Origin of the sequence: Streptomyces sp. NPDC017520, from assembly GCF_044329855.1 — a bacterium.
In the GTDB taxonomy this organism is placed as follows: domain Bacteria; phylum Actinomycetota; class Actinomycetes; order Streptomycetales; family Streptomycetaceae; genus Streptomyces.
The window spans coordinates 24,066-41,011 of sequence record NZ_JBIRKB010000006.1 but is presented as its reverse complement, the minus strand read 5'-3'; the positions used below and the strand labels follow the sequence as shown (position 1 = coordinate 41,011).

10 protein-coding genes, 3 tRNA genes and 1 pseudogene are annotated in these 16,946 nt (G+C 72.2%); 9 read left to right on the top strand and 5 right to left on the bottom strand.

Going from position 1 to position 16,946, the window contains the following annotated elements; translation table 11 throughout:
* Positions 1–96: 96 nt before the first annotated feature.
* Positions 97–4,038: an ATP-dependent RNA helicase HrpA gene (gene hrpA, locus ACH4KB_RS16020; RefSeq protein ID WP_398066568.1), complete on the bottom strand. Its 3,942-nt coding sequence runs from the start codon at positions 4,036–4,038 to the stop codon at positions 97–99.
* A 129-nt stretch (positions 4,039–4,167) separates the two neighbouring features.
* Between hrpA and ACH4KB_RS16015 the strand changes: the two genes are divergently transcribed.
* From ACH4KB_RS16015 to ACH4KB_RS16005, 3 genes are all read left to right on the top strand, one after another.
* Entirely contained in the window at positions 4,168–4,707 is a 540-nt protein-coding gene (locus ACH4KB_RS16015) for a hypothetical protein (protein ID WP_398066567.1), read from the top strand.
* 65 nt (positions 4,708–4,772) lie between these two features.
* Positions 4,773–5,597, top strand: coding sequence for a DsbA family protein (locus tag ACH4KB_RS16010; protein WP_398066566.1), 825 nt, complete (start codon positions 4,773–4,775; stop codon positions 5,595–5,597).
* Complete coding sequence (locus ACH4KB_RS16005) at positions 5,594–6,526, top strand: cytochrome c biogenesis CcdA family protein (RefSeq protein WP_398066565.1); 933 nt, start codon at positions 5,594–5,596, stop codon at positions 6,524–6,526. Before ACH4KB_RS16010 ends, ACH4KB_RS16005 begins: the two co-directional genes overlap by 4 nt.
* A gap of 38 nt (positions 6,527–6,564) precedes the next feature.
* Here the strand turns inward: ACH4KB_RS16005 and ACH4KB_RS16000 are convergent.
* The 4 genes from ACH4KB_RS16000 to ACH4KB_RS15985 all read right to left on the bottom strand — a co-directional run bounded on the left by ACH4KB_RS16000 (position 6,565) and on the right by ACH4KB_RS15985 (position 8,578).
* Positions 6,565–6,641, bottom strand: a tRNA-Phe gene (locus tag ACH4KB_RS16000).
* Positions 6,642–6,662: 21 nt separating this feature from the next.
* Positions 6,663–6,737: transfer RNA gene (locus ACH4KB_RS15995), tRNA-Asp, on the bottom strand.
* Positions 6,738–6,775: 38 nt separating this feature from the next.
* A tRNA-Glu gene (locus ACH4KB_RS15990) sits at positions 6,776–6,848 on the bottom strand.
* Positions 6,849–6,928: 80 nt separating this feature from the next.
* Positions 6,929–8,578, bottom strand: coding sequence for a metallophosphoesterase (locus tag ACH4KB_RS15985; protein WP_398066564.1), 1,650 nt, complete (start codon positions 8,576–8,578; stop codon positions 6,929–6,931).
* A gap of 112 nt (positions 8,579–8,690) precedes the next feature.
* Here ACH4KB_RS15985 and ACH4KB_RS15980 point away from each other — a divergent pair, with 112 nt between their 5' ends.
* The 6 genes and pseudogenes from ACH4KB_RS15980 (at position 8,691) to ACH4KB_RS15955 (ending at position 16,822) form a co-directional block, all read left to right on the top strand.
* Positions 8,691–9,041 carry a metallopeptidase family protein gene (locus ACH4KB_RS15980; RefSeq protein ID WP_032790371.1) on the top strand — a complete coding sequence of 117 codons (351 nt, stop codon included), beginning with the start codon at positions 8,691–8,693 and terminating at the stop codon, positions 9,039–9,041.
* Positions 9,038–9,481, top strand: a pseudogene (locus ACH4KB_RS15975) (fluoride efflux transporter FluC); the annotation flags it as partial. The gene ACH4KB_RS15980 and the pseudogene ACH4KB_RS15975, both read left to right, overlap by 4 nt.
* A gap of 179 nt (positions 9,482–9,660) precedes the next feature.
* Positions 9,661–10,035, top strand: coding sequence for a fluoride efflux transporter CrcB (gene crcB, locus ACH4KB_RS15970; RefSeq protein WP_398066563.1), 375 nt, complete (start codon positions 9,661–9,663; stop codon positions 10,033–10,035).
* 291 nt (positions 10,036–10,326) lie between these two features.
* Positions 10,327–10,899, top strand: a complete 573-nt coding sequence (locus tag ACH4KB_RS15965) for a hypothetical protein (RefSeq protein WP_398066562.1) — start codon at positions 10,327–10,329, stop codon at positions 10,897–10,899.
* Positions 10,900–11,138: 239 nt separating this feature from the next.
* Positions 11,139–13,361: a DEAD/DEAH box helicase gene (locus tag ACH4KB_RS15960; RefSeq protein WP_398066884.1), complete on the top strand. Its 2,223-nt coding sequence runs from the start codon at positions 11,139–11,141 to the stop codon at positions 13,359–13,361.
* Positions 13,362–13,672: 311 nt separating this feature from the next.
* Positions 13,673–16,822 carry an FG-GAP repeat domain-containing protein gene (locus ACH4KB_RS15955; protein ID WP_398066561.1) on the top strand — a complete coding sequence of 1,050 codons (3,150 nt, stop codon included), beginning with the start codon at positions 13,673–13,675 and terminating at the stop codon, positions 16,820–16,822.
* Positions 16,823–16,946: the final 124 nt, after the last annotated feature.

Here is a 16,946-nt window from a genome sequence, read left to right as displayed (position 1 = left end):
CGAAACCAGACTGTACAGGAGGTGGGAGGCCCAGGTCGACTTCACTCCTGGTGGTGACACCGTCACCGCTTCACGAGCCCCCGTCAGCCCCCCGCGTCAGGGCGCGAGGGCATCGATCGCCTTGACGATCCGCTTGTCCGAGACGGGGAACGCGGTGCCCAGCGCGTGGGCGAAATAGCTGACCCGCAGCTCCTCGATCATCCAGCGGACGTCCAGCACCTCCTGCGGCACCGGCCGGCCCTGCGGGAGCTGTTCGAGCAGCCAGGCGTACTCGTCCTGCATCTCGTGGACCTTCGCCATCCGCGTGGTGTCCCGCTGCACCGCCGTCGGCATCTGCTGGAGCCGCCGGTCGGCCGCCACGAGGTAGCGCATCAGGTCCGGCAGCCGGCGCAGTCCGGTGGCCGTAACGAAACCGGGCGGTACGAGACGGGCCAGCTGCTCACGTACATCGGTGACGTTGGCCACCAGCGTCAGGCTGTTCGTCGACTTCAGTCGGCGCTCGCAGGCCTGCCACGCGGCCAGGATCTGCTGCACCTGGTCGATCGTGCGGACGGTCAGGTCCACCAGATCCGCGCGCACCTTGTCGTACAGCGTCCGGAACGCCTTCTCGTCCCACGCCGGTCCGCCGTGCGCGGCGATCAGCCGGTCGGCCGCGGCGGTGGCGCAGTCCTCGAAGAGGGCCTGGACCGAGCCGTGCGGATTACGGGACAGGGCCAGCTTCTGCTGGTTGGAGAGCCGGTCCGAGGCGAACTTCGCCGGGTGCACCGGAATGTTCAGCATGATCAGCCGCCGGGTACCGCGCCACATCGCCTGCTGCTGCTCGGCCTCGGTGTCGAAGAGGCGTACGGCCACGGTCCCACCCTGGTCGACGAGGGCCGGATAGGCCTTGACCGGCTGCCCGGCCCGCCGGGTCTCGAAGACCTTGTTCAGCGTGCCGATCGTCCAGTCGGTGAGCCCGGACCGCTCGATGGACTCCCCGGAGGGCCCGGCGGTCGCCGCCGCGGCCTGGGAGAGCGCCTGCCGGGCCTTCGGCCGCAGCTGGAGCCTGAGCGCCTCCAGGTCCTTGTCCTCGGCGACCTTCCGCCGTCGCTCGTCGACGATCCGGAATGTGATCTTCAGATGGTCCGGGACCCGGGAGAGGTCGAAGTCGTCCGCCGTGACCGGCACGCCGACCATCCGCTGGAGCTCCCGCGCCAGGGTGAACGGCAGCGGCTCCTGGAGCGGGACCGCCCGGTCCAGGAACTTGTCCGCGTAGTTCGGCGCGGGGACGTAGTGCCGGCGGATCGGCTTCGGCAGCGAGCGGATCAGCTCCGTGACGACCTCCTCGCGCAGCCCCGGAATCTGCCAGTCGAAGCCCTCGGACGTGACCTGGTTGAGCACCTGGAGCGGTACGTGGACGGTCACGCCGTCCGCGTCCGCACCGGGCTCGAACTGGTACGTCACCTTGAACTTGAGCTTCCCCTGCCGCCAGGAGTCCGGGTAGTCGTCCTTGGTGACGGCCCCGGCCTTCTCGTTGATGAGCATGGAGCGCTCGAAGTCGAGCGCGTCCGGCTCCTCGCGCTTCTTGTTCTTCCACCAGGAGTCGAAGTGGGCCCCGGACACGACGTGCTCGGGAATCCGCTGGTCGTAGAAGTCGAACAGCGTCTCGTCGTCCACGAGGATGTCGCGGCGGCGGGCGCGGTGCTCCAGCTCCTCGACCTCGCCGAGGAGTTTGCGGTTGTCATGGAAGAACTGGTGGTGGGTGCGCCAGTCGCCCTCGACCAGGGCGTTGCGGATGAACAGATCCCGCGAGGCCTCCTGGTCGATACGTCCGAAATTGACCTTGCGCTGGGCGACGATCGGCACCCCGTAGAGGGTGACCCGTTCGAACGCCATCACCGCGGCCTGGTCCTTCTCCCAGTGCGGCTCGCTGTAGGTGCGCTTCAGCAGATGCCCGGCCAGCGGCTCGATCCATTCGGGCTCGACCTTGGCGTTGACCCGCGCCCACAGCCGGGAGGTCTCCACCAGCTCCGCCGACATCACGAACCGGGGCTGCTTCTTGAAGAGCGCCGACCCGGGGAAGATCGCGAACTTGGCGCTGCGCGCGCCCAGGTACTCGTTCTTCTCGGTGTCCTTCAGCCCGATGTGCGACAGCAGCCCGGCCAGCAGCGAGGTGTGCACCGCCTGCTCGGGGATGGACCCCTCCGCCTTGGGCTCCTCGACGGTGATGCCCATCTGCTTGGCGACCGTACGCAGTTGGGCGTAGATGTCCTGCCATTCGCGGATGCGCAGGAAGTTCAGGTACTCCTGCTTGCACATCCGGCGGAACGAGGACGAGCCGCGCTCCTTCTGCTGCTCGCGGACGTAGGCCCAGAGGTTCAGATACGCCAGGAAGTCGGAGGTCTCGTCCTTGAACCGGGCGTGGTTCTGGTCGGCCTGCGTCTGCTTCTCCGCGGGCCGCTCGCGCGGGTCCTGGATGGAGAGCGCGGCGGCGATGACCATGACCTCGCGGGCGCAGCCGTTCTTGTCGGCCTCGATGACCATCCGGGCCAGGCGCGGGTCGACGGGCAGCTGGGAGAGCTTGCGGCCGAGCGGGGTGAGCCGCTTCTTCGGATCCTTCTCGCCCGGATCGAGCGCACCCAGCTCCTGGAGGAGCTGCACGCCGTCGCGGATGTTGCGGTGGTCCGGCGGGTCGATGAAGGGGAACTTCTCGATGTCGCCGAGCCCGGCGGCGGTCATCTGGAGGATGACGGAGGCCAGGTTGGTCCGCAGGATCTCCGGGTCGGTGAACTCCGGCCGGGTGACGAAGTCGTCCTCCGAGTACAGCCGGATGCAGATGCCGTCCGACGTACGGCCGCAGCGGCCCTTGCGCTGGTTGGCGCTGGCCTGGGAGATCCGCTCGATCGGCAGCCGCTGGACCTTGGTGCGGTGGCTGTAGCGGGAGATACGGGCGTTGCCCGGGTCGATCACGTACTTGATGCCGGGGACGGTCAGCGAGGTCTCGGCGACGTTGGTCGCGAGCACGATGCGGCGTCCGGTGTGGCGCTGGAACACGCGGTGCTGCTCGGCGTGCGAGAGGCGCGCGTAGAGGGGGAGCACCTCGGTGTGTCTGAGGTTCCGCTTGTTCAGCGCGTCCGCCGTGTCCCGGATCTCGCGCTCGCCGGAGAGGAAGACCAGGACATCGCCCGGGGCCTCGTGGCCCAGTTCGTCGACGGCGTCGCAGATCGCGGTGATCTGGTCGCGGTCGGAGTCCGCCGCATCCTCGTCGGCCTCTTCGAGCAGGGGGCGATACCGCACCTCCACCGGATACGTCCGCCCGCTGACCTCCACGATCGGCGCCTCGCCGAAGTGGCGGGCGAACCGCTCCGGGTCGATGGTCGCCGAGGTGATGACGACCTTCAGGTCAGGGCGCTTCGGGAGCAGCCGGGCCAGATAGCCGAGCAGGAAGTCGATGTTCAGGGACCGCTCGTGGGCCTCGTCGATGATGATCGTGTCGTACGCCAGCAGCTCGCGGTCCGTCTGGATCTCGGCGAGCAGGATGCCGTCCGTCATCAGCTTCAGATACGTCGACTCCGGGTTCACCTGGTCGGTGAAGCGGACCTTCCAGCCGACCGTCTCGCCCAGCGGCGTCTTCAGCTCGTCCGCGACCCGCTCGGCGACCGTACGGGCGGCGATCCGTCGGGGCTGGGTGTGCCCGATCATGCCCCGGACCCCGCGCCCCAGCTCCATACAGATCTTGGGAATCTGCGTGGTCTTCCCGGACCCGGTCTCCCCGGCGACGATCACGACCTGGTGGTCGCGTATCGCCTCCAGGATCTCGTCCTTCTTCTGGCTGACGGGCAGCTCTTCGGGATACGACAGGGCCGGCAGCCGGGCCGCGCGCGCCGCGAGCCGGCTCGCCGCCCTGCCCGCATCGGCCGCGATCTCGTCCAGCACGGACTGGCGGGCCTCGGGCTTGCGGATGCGGCGCGCTCCTTCGAGGCGCCGGCCGAGCCGGTTCGCGTCACGGAGCGAGAGCTGTCCGAGCTGGGACTGGAGATCGGCGAAGGAAGTAGACATACGGCTCCCAGGATCTCACCCGGGCGCACGGAGTGGCGACCTCATTTCGCGCGGGCTGCGTCACGCGGCACGTACCATTTCGGGCAGTCGAACGCTCAGCCCCGCTTCCAGGGGGAAAGGCCCGGTCCCGTGTCCCGTACGCAGTGGTGGAGCCTGACGGCGCTGCTCGCGGTCGTCGTGGGGCTGCTGTGCGGATCGGTGGCGCTCCCGGCAGCCGCGCTGGGGGCTCCGGCTCCCGCCGCTGCGGCTCCTTCCGCTCCGGCTTTCTCTGCTGCGGCCCCTTCCGCTGCGGCTGCCTCTGCTTCGGCTTTCTCTGCTGCGGCCCCTTCCGCTCCGGCTGCCTCTGCTCCCGTGCCTGCCGCTTCCGTGCCTTCCGCTTCCGCGCAGGGGGCCGCCGGAGTGCGGGACGCACCGTCCACCCCGGTGGCCGCCGAGGCCGCCGACGCGGGCACCCCGGTCCCAGGCTGCGGGAAGCTCCGCGACCACGACGGCGAGCCCGCCGTCCCCTCGCGCGCCCGCTCCGCGCACGACCAGGCGCCCGGCCTCGCCCCGTGGGGGCTGCCCGCCGCGACGGGCGCGCTGCCGGCCGAGCCGCCGCCCGGCACCCGGGCCCGCGCCCCGGCGCCGTACACCCCGACCCCCGTGGAACTCTCCGTGCTGCGGGTGTAGGCCGGGCGCCCGCCCGACCCGCGCCCTTCCCTCCCCCTCCCGCACCCACCAGCCCGGAGTGCCGCATGTCCACGCCCAAGAAGCCCGTCTCCACGGGGCAGAAGTCCTCCTCCCGCAAGCCCCTGGTCTACGGCGCCGTGACCGTCGTGGCCGCCGGCCTCCTCGGCTTCGCGTCGTACCGGGCCACCGCCCCCGACGACACCGCACCGGACACCTCGTCAGCTCCGGCCGCCGAGGTCTCCGCCGACCCGAACGAGGGCGTCTACCCGGAGCTGGCGAAGCTCGCCCGCCGGGACGCCGACGACAAGCTGGCCGTCGGCCGCGCCGACGCCCCGGTCGTCCTGATCGAGTACGCCGACTTCAAGTGCGGCTACTGCGGCAAGTTCGCCCGGGACACCGAGCCGAAGCTGATCGAGAAGTACGTGAAGGACGGCACGCTGCGCATCGAGTGGCGCAACTTCCCCATCTTCGGCGAGGAGTCCGAGAACGCCGCGCGCGGCGCCTGGGCCGCCGGGCAGCAGAACCGCTTCTGGGAGTTCCACGGCGCCGCCTACGCCGAAGGGGCGAAGGAGAAGGGCTTCGGCAAGGACCGGGTCAAGGCGCTCGCCGAAGAGGCCGGGGTGAAGGACCTGAGCCGGTTCATGAAGGACCTCGACGGTGACGCGGCCCGTGCGGCGGTCAAGAAGGACCAGGAGCAGGCGTACGGGATCGGCGCGACGTCCACCCCGTCGTTCCTGATCAACGGCCGCCCGATCGCGGGAGCGCAGCCGGACGAGACGTTCAACCAGGCCATCGAGGCCGCCGCCGAGCAGGCGAAGGCCACCGGCGAGAACACCGGCAAGGACACCACCGGCAACGCGCGCAACGACGCCGAGGGCCCCGCCAAGTGACGGCGGACATCGGCTACTTCGCGGCCTTCCTCGGCGGGCTGCTCGCCCTGGTCAGCCCGTGCAGCGCGCTGCTGCTGCCGGCCTTCTTCGCGTACTCCATCGACTCCACCTCCCGGCTGCTGGCCCGCACCGGCATCTTCTACGCCGGGCTCGCCACGACCCTCGTCCCGCTCGGCGCGGCGGGCAGCTACGCGGGACGGCTGTTCTACGGCCACCGGGACGCCCTCGTCACGGGCGCGGGCTGGCTGATCATCGTGCTCGGCGTCGCGCAGATCGTCGGGCTCGGCTTCGCGTCCCGGCGGATCGTGGCCCTCAGCGGCCGGATCCGCCCCACCACGGCGTTCTCCGTCTACGCCCTGGGCGCGGTCTACGGCCTGGCCGGATTCTGCGCGGGCCCGATCCTCGGCAGCGTCCTGACCGTCGCGGCGGTCAGCGGCAGCCCCGTCTACGGCGGGCTGCTGCTGGCGGTCTACGCGCTCGGGATGGCCGTACCGCTCTTCCTGCTCGCCCTGCTCTGGGAGCGCTTCGACCTCGGCCGCCGGGCCTGGCTGCGCGGCCGTGCCGTCCGGCTCGGCCGGTTCGAGCTGCACACCACGTCGTTGCTGTCGGGGCTGTTCTTCATCGGACTCGGCGTGCTGTTCCTCGTGTACGACGGGACGACCGCGCTGCCCGGACTGCTGGGGGTCGACGCGTCGTTCGAGGTCGAGCAGTGGGCGCGGAACCTGGGCGAACAGGTGCCGGACGGGGTGCTGCTGGGCGCCGTGGTGCTGGTGGTGCTGCTGGTCCTGGGCGGCCGGGCCCTGCGCCTGCGCCGGCGCGGTACGGAGGTACCGACGGAAGAGGCCGAAGAGGCCGAGAAGGCCGAGAAGGCCGAGAAGGCCGAGAAGGCCGAGAAGGCCGAGAAGGCCGAGAAGGCCGAGAAGGTGTGACACGGCGAAGGCCCCGTCCATCGGACGGGGCCTTCGAGTGGTGGCTGGGGCCGGGATCGAACCGGCGACCTATCGCTTTTCAGGCGATCGCTCGTACCAACTGAGCTACCCAGCCACGCAGCCGCTGGGGCTGCAGCGGTCCTGACGGGATTTGAACCCGCGGCCTCCACCTTGACAGGGTGGCGAGCACTCCAAACTGCTCCACAGGACCAAGCGGTGTGCGAAACAAGTCTCGCACACGGTGAAACGTGCCCCCAACGGGATTCGAACCCGTGCTACCGCCTTGAAAGGGCGGCGTCCTGGGCCACTAGACGATGAGGGCTATTGGCCCGCCTGTTCGCTTCGCAGCGCGTCGGGGACGTCAGAAGCATATGGGATGGGTGGAGCTATCGCCAAAACGGTTTACGGCGACGGGGTGGGGCGCGCCGGGGAGCGGGTGGCGGAGGGCGAGGAGGGTGACGACGGGGTGGGGGAGAGGGGGGCGTCCTTCTTCAGGTTCTCCTCCGGAAGGTGGCGGCTGACCTCGGCGGTCGTCAGTCCGAGACCGCCCAGCGTGATCTCGTCCCAGGCCTGGAGCCGACGGGTGGAGCGGTCCATGTAGAGCACCGAGGCGCGCACCTTCTCCGGCTTCTCGTTCTGCACGGCGCGCAGCCCGCCGCCGCCCGTGGAGCCCTCGACCTTCAGCCGCGTGCCGAGCTTCAGCTGCTCGTTGATCCGGCGGTGGAGGTGGCCCGACAGCACCAGCGGGACCGTGCCGTCGGTCTCCCGGGCGGTGTTCGGGTCGTGGGCGACGGCGATGTCCACCGGGGTGCCCGCGCGTTCCTGGTCGCGCAGCGCGGAGGCCAGCCGCGCGCCTTCGAGCCGCGCGGCCTCCTTGCCGCCGACCGGGGCGGTCCGGTCCGGGGTGAAGGAGGCGTCGCCGGTGCCGGCGATCCGCAGCCCGCCGACGTTCACCGCGCTGCCGTCGTCGAGGACGCTCACGTTCTCGAACTTCTTCAGATAGGCCTGGGTGACGGGCGAGTCGTGGTTGCCGCGCACCCAGACGTAGGGCACGCCGAGGTCGCGGACCGGGTCGAGGAAGCCGTTCTCGGGGGCGGAGCCGTGGTCCATCGTGTCGCCCGAGTCGACGATGACGTCGATCTCGTACTGCTCCACGAGCGAGGCGATGATGTGCCAGGCCGCCGGGTTGAGGTGGATGTCGGAGACGTGCAGGACCCGGATCGTGCCCGGGTCGGGCTGGTAGACGGGGAGCGTGGAGGTCGCGTCGTACAGCTTGGTGACGTTGGTGACCAGGCGGGCCAGTTCCTGCTGGTAGATGTCGAACTCGGTGACGATGGAGCGGGCGTCGCCGACCAGGGACGGGGCGCTGGAGAGCAGCCCGGAGAACTTCGGCTCCAGGACGGACTTCGGGTTCCAGGTGGCGTACGCGCTGACGCCGGACGCGGCCAGCAGGGTGAGGGCGAGCCCGCCGGCGGCCAGGGCGCGGCGGGGGTGGCGGTAGACGACGAGGCCGAGCGCGGTCGCGCCGGAGACGACGGCGACACAGGAGCGTACGGCCAGCTCCCGGGTGCCGGCGGCGACGTCCCGGGTGACTTCGTCCTGGAGGCTGGAAAACCGTTCCGGCTGGTCGACCAGGGCCTGGGAGCGTTCGGGGTCGAGGCGGTCCACGTCCACGTCGAGCCGGAGCGGCGCGCTGTGCGAGTCCAGCTCCAGGGCGCCGAGCGGGGACACGTTGATCTTGCTGCCGCCGGTCAGGGAGGGGCGCAGTGTCATGTTGGTGTCCATGGGGCCGACCGGAGTACGGATGGAGCCCACGGCGAGCAGTCCCAGCCAGGCCCCCAGCACGACGACGGCGAGCATGCCGAGGGCGCGGAGGTACGGGCGGCGGGCGGGTCCCGTCAGGTCGCCGGAGGCCGCCGCGCCGGTGCCGGCGGGGGTACGGGAGCGGGTGCGGGTGCGGGCGGAAGCGTGGCCCCGGGACTTCGGGCCGATGAGCTGGGTGAGGCGGTGCCGGACGCGGGCGGCTGCGGCACGGAACGGGACGCGGACCATTGGGCCCGTATGCCCCGGTACGGCCCCCGCCATGCCGGGCGGCCCGCCCGGTCATGAGTCCGGGACGGTCGCCGTCTGCCCGCACCCCGCCTCCGTACGGGACAATGGCCGGGTGCTGGAGATGACGCGCGAACAGTTCGAGGAGCTGGTGAGCCAGGCTCTGGACCGGATCCCGCCGGAGCTGACACGGCTGATGGACAACGTAGCGGTGTTCGTCGAGGACGAACCGGAGCCCGGCGACCCCGATCTGCTCGGGCTCTACGAGGGCACCCCCCTCACCGACCGGGGCGAGTGGTACGCCGGGGTGCTGCCGGACCGGATCACCATCTACCGGGGGCCGACGCTGCGGATGTGCGAGTCGCAGGAGGATGTCGTCGCGGAGACCGAGATCACCGTGGTCCACGAGATCGCCCACCACTTCGGCATCGACGACGAACGGCTGCACGCCCTGGGTTACGGGTGAGCGAGCAGGCCCCGCGGGAGCTGCCGGAGCCCGGCCCGCCCGCCGCCCCGCAGGCCCGGGTGCTGGCGGCGGTCGCGGTCGGCGGCGCGCTCGGCGCGCTCGCCCGCTACGGGGCTCTGGTGCTGTGGCCCGGCGCGGGCGGCTTCCCGTGGACGGTGTTCGCGGTCAACGTGATCGGCTGCGCCCTGATCGGCGTGCTGATGGTGCTGACCGTCGAGCGGGGCCGGGTGACCCGCCCCCTGGTGCGGCCCTTCCTCGGCGTCGGCGTGCTCGGCGGCTTCACGACCTTCTCGACGTACGCGGCCGGCGTCTCGGACCTCCTCGTGCGTCAGGAGGCCCTGACCGCCCTGGCGTACGCGGCGGCGACGGCGGTGGCCGCGCTCGGGGCGGTGTGGGCGGCGGCCGCGGGAACGAGGACCTGGCTGGACCGGGGGCCTCGGGAACCTCGGGCACCTTGGGGTCCCCGAGGCCTCCGGGGCTCCAGTGGCTTCCGGGGTTCCGGGGGCTTCCGGGGTTCCCGTGGACTCCGGGGCTCCAGTGGCTCCAGTGGCTCCAGTGGCTCCAGTGGCTCCAGTGGCCTCCGGGGTTCCCGTGGTTCCCGGGGCGAGGGGCGGGCCGCGTGAACTGGCTGCTGGTGGCGATCGGCGGGGCGGTGGGCGCGCCGCTGCGCTATCTGACGGACCGCGCGGTGCGGGCGCGCCAGGGGCCGGGCGTCCCGTACGTCTTCCCGTGGGGCACCTTCACCGCGAACACGGCGGGCAGTCTGCTGCTCGGGCTGCTGACCGGCGCCGCGGTGTCCTCCCCGGCGCACGTCCTGCTGGCGACGGGCCTGTGCGGGGCGCTGACGACGTACTCGACGTTCTCGTACGAGACCCTCCGCCTGGCCGAGACGGGCCGGGCCTTCCTGGCCGCGGCCAACGTCCTGGCATCGCTGCTGGCGGGCCTGGGCGCGGTGTTCCTGGGGGCGGAGCTGACGGGCGGGTTCGGGGGGTAGCGCGGGCGCGGGCGCGGTGCATGGGCGCGGTGCCGGGCGTCGCGTCCGGGGCCGTTCGCCGGTCGTCGCCCGGGCTCGTCCGGCGGGTGCCGGGGGTGGTGTTCCGGGGCCGCGTCGCCGGTCGTCGCGCGGGCGGGTGGCGTTTCGGGCGTGTCTCCGGCGGGGTCGGGGGAGTTGGGCACGGTGCGACGCCGTACCGCGCGCTTCCGTTCCCGCTCCGCCCCGGCGCCGGGCTCTCCGCTACCGCCCTGCGCCCCCGCTCTCCGCCCCCTCGCTCCGGAGGTGCCACTCGTGCGCCAGTTGTCCGCCCCTGTCCGCTGGGCAGCCGTCACCGCGCTGACGATCGCCGCGTCCACCGGCTGTATGAGCGTCGGCGAGGACGGTGCCGGGGCGCCGGGGCCCTCACGGTCCGCCGGCCCGAAGGGCTCCGCCGCCGACCCGGCCGGGGACACGGTTCCCGGCTCCGGACGGACCGGAGGACGGGTCGGCGGCGCCCATCCCCACTCGGACCGGGCCGTGCCCGGGGGCAGCCCGAGCCCGGAGGCCTCCGCTGCCGTACCGTCGGTCACCCCCGAGGACCCGCGCCCCGAACCGGCCGCGCCCGGGCCCACCCGGGGCGGCCCCCCGCCCTCGCCGACGCCCTCGGCGCCGGGGCCGGGGGAACCTCCGCCGATCACCCCGGAGCCGCCGGCGTCACCGACGCCGGCCCCGGACCCGGAGCCCGAACCGGAGCCCACCGATCCACCGGAACCGGCGCCCTCGGCCTCGCCCGCCGCGCAGCTGCGGGCCCATGCGATGAGCGGACCGGAAGCCACCCGGCCGCTGCGGACCCCGGAGGCATCGCCGCAGGTGGGGCCGGTTTAGCCGGGGGTCCTCGGAGGCTGGTTTGCGCAATGTGGGTGAGAGTGCGTATGGTAGTAGATCGTTTGATCCCATTGCCCGGCGCCGACACAGAAGAGCGCCGTGTGGCGCGTACTCTCCCTTGCCGTGGCTGGACCGCATTGAGGCGGTCGAAATTGCGAATCACGGAGTTATGGGCGCGTGCCGAGACTCCGGAAGGTTTCGCATTTCGCATGTCAATTTCCAGTTCTGACCGCACCGTCATGCCCGAGAACGTCGACAACGCCGAGCTCGCCGAGCTCGTCGAGGCCGCTGTGACCGAGGCCCCCGCCGGCGCGACCGCCCCGGCCGCCGAGAAGACCGTCGTCGCCGAGAAGTCCGTCGCGGACTTCATCACCGACGTAACCGCCGACACGCAGGCCGACGCCCCCGCCGAGGAGATCGCCGCTCCCGCGGCCGAGATCGCCGCTCCTGCGGCCGAGATCGCGGACTCCGCCGAGGAGATCGCCGACGAGGCCGTCGCCGAGCCGACCGTCACCTTCGGCGACCTGGGTCTGCCCGAGGGCATCGTCCGCAAGCTGGCGCAGAACGGTGTGACCGCCCCCTTCCCGATCCAGGCGGCGACCATCCCGGACGCCCTGGCCGGCAAGGACATCCTCGGCCGCGGCCGTACGGGCTCCGGCAAGACGCTCTCCTTCGGTCTGCCGCTGCTGGCCTCGCTCTCCGGTGGCACCACCGAGAAGAAGAAGCCGCGCGGCATCATCCTCACCCCGACCCGTGAGCTCGCGATGCAGGTCGCGGACGCGCTTCAGCCCTACGGCGACGTGCTCGGCCTCAAGATGAAGGTCGTCTGCGGCGGTACGTCGATGGGCAACCAGATCTACGCGCTGGAGCGCGGTGTCGACGTCCTCGTCGCCACCCCGGGCCGGCTGCGCGACATCATCAACCGCGGCGCGTGCTCCCTGGCGAACGTCCAGGTCGCCGTCCTCGACGAGGCCGACCAGATGTCCGACCTGGGCTTCCTGCCCGAGGTCACCGAGCTGCTCGACCAGATCCCCGGTGGGGGTCAGCGGATGCTCTTCTCCGCCACCATGGAGAACGAGATCGGCACGCTGGTCAAGCGTTACCTCTCCAACCCGGTGACGCACGAGGTCGACAGCGCCCAGGGCAACGTCACGACCATGTCGCACCACGTCCTCGTCGTGAAGCCGAAGGACAAGGCGCCGGTCACGGCGGCCATCGCCGCCCGCAAGGGCCGCACGATCATCTTCGTCCGCACCCAGCTGGGCGCCGACCGCATCGCCGAGCAGCTCATCGAGTCCGGCGTGAAGGCCGACGCGCTGCACGGCGGCATGACCCAGGGTGCCCGTACGCGGGTCCTGGAGGACTTCAAGAAGGGTTACGTCAACGCGCTCGTCGCGACCGACGTCGCCGCCCGCGGTATCCACGTCGACGGCATCGACCTGGTCCTGAACGTGGACCCGGCCGGTGACCACAAGGACTACCTGCACCGCTCGGGCCGTACCGCCCGCGCCGGCAAGTCCGGTGTCGTCGTCTCGCTGGCGCTTCCGCACCAGCGCCGCCAGATCTTCCGCCTGATGGAGGACGCGGGCGTCGACGCCTCGCGCCACATCGTCCAGGGCGCGGGCGTCTTCGAGCCCGAGGTCGCCGAGATCACCGGCGCGCGTTCGCTCACCGAGGTCCAGGCCGACTCCGCGAACAACGCCGCCAAGCAGGCCGAGCGCGAGGCCGCCGATCTGACGAAGCAGCTGGAGCGCGTCCAGCGCCGCGCCGTCGAACTGCGCGAGGAGGCCGACCGCCTGGTCGCCCGCGCCGCGCGCGAGCGGGGCGACGACCCCGAGGCCGCGGTGGCCGAGGTCGCCGCCGAGGCCGAGGCCGCCCTTGAGGCAGCCGTCTCCGTGCCGGAGCAGCCGGCCGCCCGCGACGAGCAGCGCCGCGACGAGCGGGGCAACTACGAGCGCCGCGACAACCGCGGTGGCGACCGCGGCGGCTACCGCGGTGGCAACGACCGTCGTGACGAGCGCCCGTCGGGTGGTTTCCGCTCCGGTGGTGGCGACCGTCGCGATGACCGTGGTGGCCGTTCGTTCGAGCGTCGGGACAACGACCGTCCGGCGTTCAACCGTGACCGTCGTGACGAGCGCCCGTCGGGTGGTTTCCGCTCCGGTGGTGGCGACCGTCGGGACGACCGTGGTGGCCGTTCGTTCGAGCGTCGGGACAACGACCGTCCGGCGTTCAACCGTGACCGTCGCGACGAGCGCCCGTCGGGTGGCTTCCGCTCCGGCGGCAGCGACCGCCCGTTCAACCGTGACCGTCGTGACGACCGCCCCTCCGGCGGCTTCCGCTCCGGCGGCGGCAGCGACCGCCCCACCGGCCGTCGTGACGACCACCGCGGCGCCAACACCGGCACCAACACCGGTTCCTTCGGCCGCCGCGACGACAAGCCGCGCTGGAAGCGCAACGGCTGACCCCCGCGCGGCCGGTAACCGGCCGAGCAGGTCCGCCTGACAGACCGGCAGGGCCCGTACGCCACCGAACCGACTCGGTGACGTACGGGCCCTGTTGCTGTCCGGAGAGCTGGAGTTCCACCGCGTTCGCATGACGTTCCACCGCGTTCGCAAGACGTTCCCGTGGTGTGGAGATCCTGTTAAGATCCGCACACTCGTGTGGGGGGGCACCGCCGGGGAGCGAGCCCGGGACTTCCACGCCGGCCTCCGCCGACCGCTGCCGATAGATCGCGTCCCCCCGCGCCCACTGTCTTCCACGGGGAGGAACCCGAGTGGCCCAGCGTGCCCTCACGAACGGCGTCGTCGCCGCAGCACTGGTTCTGTCGGTCACCGCGGGGCTGGGACCGATGGCCGCGGCCGCGACCCCGGCTCCCGCGAACGTCCCGACGGCTCTCGCGGCGCCCGCCGCGGCGGCGGACCCGGTGGTCATCCCGCCCGCGATGAGCAACTTCGTACAGCCGTTCAACTTCGCGGCCGTCGGCCGGCAGCGCGGCGCCGATGGAGCCGGAGCGGCCGGCGTCTTCCACCGGGTGTCCGGGCCGCCGAGCGGCTATGTCTGGACCCGCTTCTCCGACGGGCGGATCTTCCCCGCCGGCCCGTCCGTAACCGCACCGGTCGACAAGGTGCACGGCACGGGCACGGACACGATCGTGTACCAGCGGGGGAACACCTTCGAGCTGCGGGACATGGCGGCCGGTACCACCCGCACCCTCACCCTCCCGGACGGGCTGCTCTTCTCCGGCGTCTTCGGCCGTACGGTCGTCGCGGTCAGGATCGCGCCGGACGCCACGGGCGACACGCCCCGCGCGGCGGACGAGGCGCATCTGCTGGACGTGCGCGAGGACGGAACCGTACGGGACCGCACGGTCGAGGGGCTGCCGGCCGACACCCGCTTGCTGCACGCCGACTCGGCCGTGGCCGGGGACAGCACCTCCGTGGCCCTGCGCTACGTCAGCGGCGGCGCCGCCACCCTGGCACTCGTCGACGTGGCGGGCGCGCGGGTCGACCAGCGGCTAGGCGCGGGGGTCAGGGCCTCGGGGAACGCGTTCGTCCTGTCCCCCCGGCACCTCCTCTTCTACGTGGTGGGCAGCACCGGGACGACCATCGGGGTGCTGCCCCGGTCCGACCTCGGCGGCACCCCGCGGACGATCACCTCGGTGCCGCCCGCCGACCGCTACTTCTCCTCCCTGCGCGTCGTCGGTGACTGGCTGATCCACAACCGGGGCAACAACTTCCCCCTCATGGCCACACCGCTCGACGGCGGTGCGCCCCGCGTGCTGCTGAAGGCCGCCAAGAAGGACATCGCGGCCGCCGAGGACGGCTCCGCGATCGTCGTCGGCGGGGCGAGCAGCCAGGGGGATGACCGCGCGTGGGGCGCCCACCGCATCACCGAGGGCCCGGGCGGCGTTCCCGAGCTGGAGCGCGTGATCGACCTCGCCCCGCTGCCGCAGAGGACCCAGGGGATCGGCCTGTCCGGCGGGCGGCTCACCGTGGCGGACAGCCAGGTCTCCAACGTCCGCCGCGCCACGGTGCGCACCCTGAGCCTGTCGGGAACGCCGTCCTACGGACCGCAGGTCCCCGCCAGGATCACGTTCCACACCGAGTGCGGGCCGGAGGACCCCGACTGCCACGCGATGTTCGGAGCCCTCGACGGCGGTGTCACCTTCCTCGCCCGCCGGGACGGCGCCTCCGGCGACGAGGTGCGCTCCTCCGAGGGCAGCTCCTTCATCACCGGCGCCTCCGGCGGCACCCTCACGGACGCCGACGGGGAGTACGCCGTCTACACGAACGAGGCGGCGGGCGTACAGACCGTCTACCGGGCGTACGGGCCGGAGAAGATCCTCACCCGCAAGCCGGTCGCGTCCGCCCTGTGGGAGCAGACCCTGTGGAGCGCGGCGGAGAAGCCGGGCACCGTGACGGAGACGGTCCTGGCGACGGGCCGCACACGGCAGACCGTCGATCTGGGCACCGGCTGCGCACCGCGCGAACTCCAGGCGCTGGGCCGCTGGCTCTACTGGTCGTGCGGGGCTTCCGGCCCGGCCGGGGTGTACGACCGGACGACGAAGAAGTCGGTGCCCGTCCCCGCCGACGAGGCCCTGCTCGGCGACGGCTACCTGGTGCGTCACGACAAGGCCGCCGGGAAGCTGGTCCTGAGCGACCTGGTGACCGGCATCCGCACGGGTACGGCGCCGGAGCGGGTCGTCGGTGAGCTGCCGGCGACCGAGAACGCGCAGCGGCGCGTGGCGTGGACGGTCGACAAGCGCGGCGGGAACGTCGCGTACGTGGACGCCGGCCAGCGGATCCACGTGGTGCCGACCGGTGTGCCGGCGCAGGCGCTGGGGGTCCATGACGAGCGCTCGGAGAGCTGGCCCTCGGAAGAGAGCGGCCACTGGGCCTACTCCGCCCGGCTCTCCCGGCCCGTGGCTTCCTGGAAGGCGAAGCTCGTCGACCGGCGGACCGGCAGGACGGTCCGTACGCTCACCGGCGGCGAGGCCCGCGACGTCCTGACGGCCGACTGGGACGCCCGGGACACCAACGGCCGGCTCGTGGTCAACGGAACCTACGACTGGACGCTGACGGCGCAGCCCGCGGACGGCCAAGGCCCTGCCCTGACCAGGTCCGGCAACGTGAGGCTCACCCACGCGGCCCCCGCCTGGCGGGACTTCGGCGGCCGGGACGCCCTCGGCGACCTCTTCGTGGTGGTGGAGGACCGGAGCCTGGGCATGCGCCGGGGCAAGCTTCCCGGCACGGTCGGCCCGTACACCGGCTACTTCGGCATCCTCGACGCTCCCGCCACCAGCATCGTGCCCACCGGCGACCTGCGCGGCGACCGCTGCAACGACTACCTGGTCGTGAACAGCGACGGCGCCCTGTACCGGCTCGACGGCACGTGCGACGACGACGGCCAGTACGGCTTCCTCCACGACCCGGCGAAGATCGGGACGGGCTGGAAGGCGTACGACGTGTACTCGCCCGGCGACCTCAACGGAGACGGCGTGGCCGACATGCTGGCCCGTCAGAAGTCCACCGGTTCCCTCTACCTGTACGCGTCGGACCGTGCGGGCAAGCTCAAGGCCGGTGTCCTGATCGGCACGGGCTGGAAGGGCCTCACGGTCGTCGGAGCCGGGGACCTGACCGGCGACGGCATCGGGGACGTCCTGGCCCGCGACTCCTCCGGGGTGCTGTGGCGGTACGCCGGCACGGGCGCCGGAAAGCTGGCCGCCAAGCAGCGGATCGGCTCCGGCTGGAACACGTACAACGCGATCGCGGCGGTCGGCGACATCACGGGCGACGGCAGGAACGACCTGTTCGCCCGCGACAAGGCCGGGGTGCTGTGGCGGTACGAGGGCAGGGGCGACGGGCTGTTCGCCCCCCGCGAGAAGCTCAGCCCCGGCTGGCAGGGCTACCTCTCGCTGTTCTAGGGAAGTGCCGGGCCCCGGCGGGTGGATCGCCGGGGCCCGCGTCCGGCGACGCCGTGCCGGGACGCGAATCGGATACCGCCTCGGCCGTCGGGCCGGGGGCGGCTATGCTCGTGGAGTGATCTCC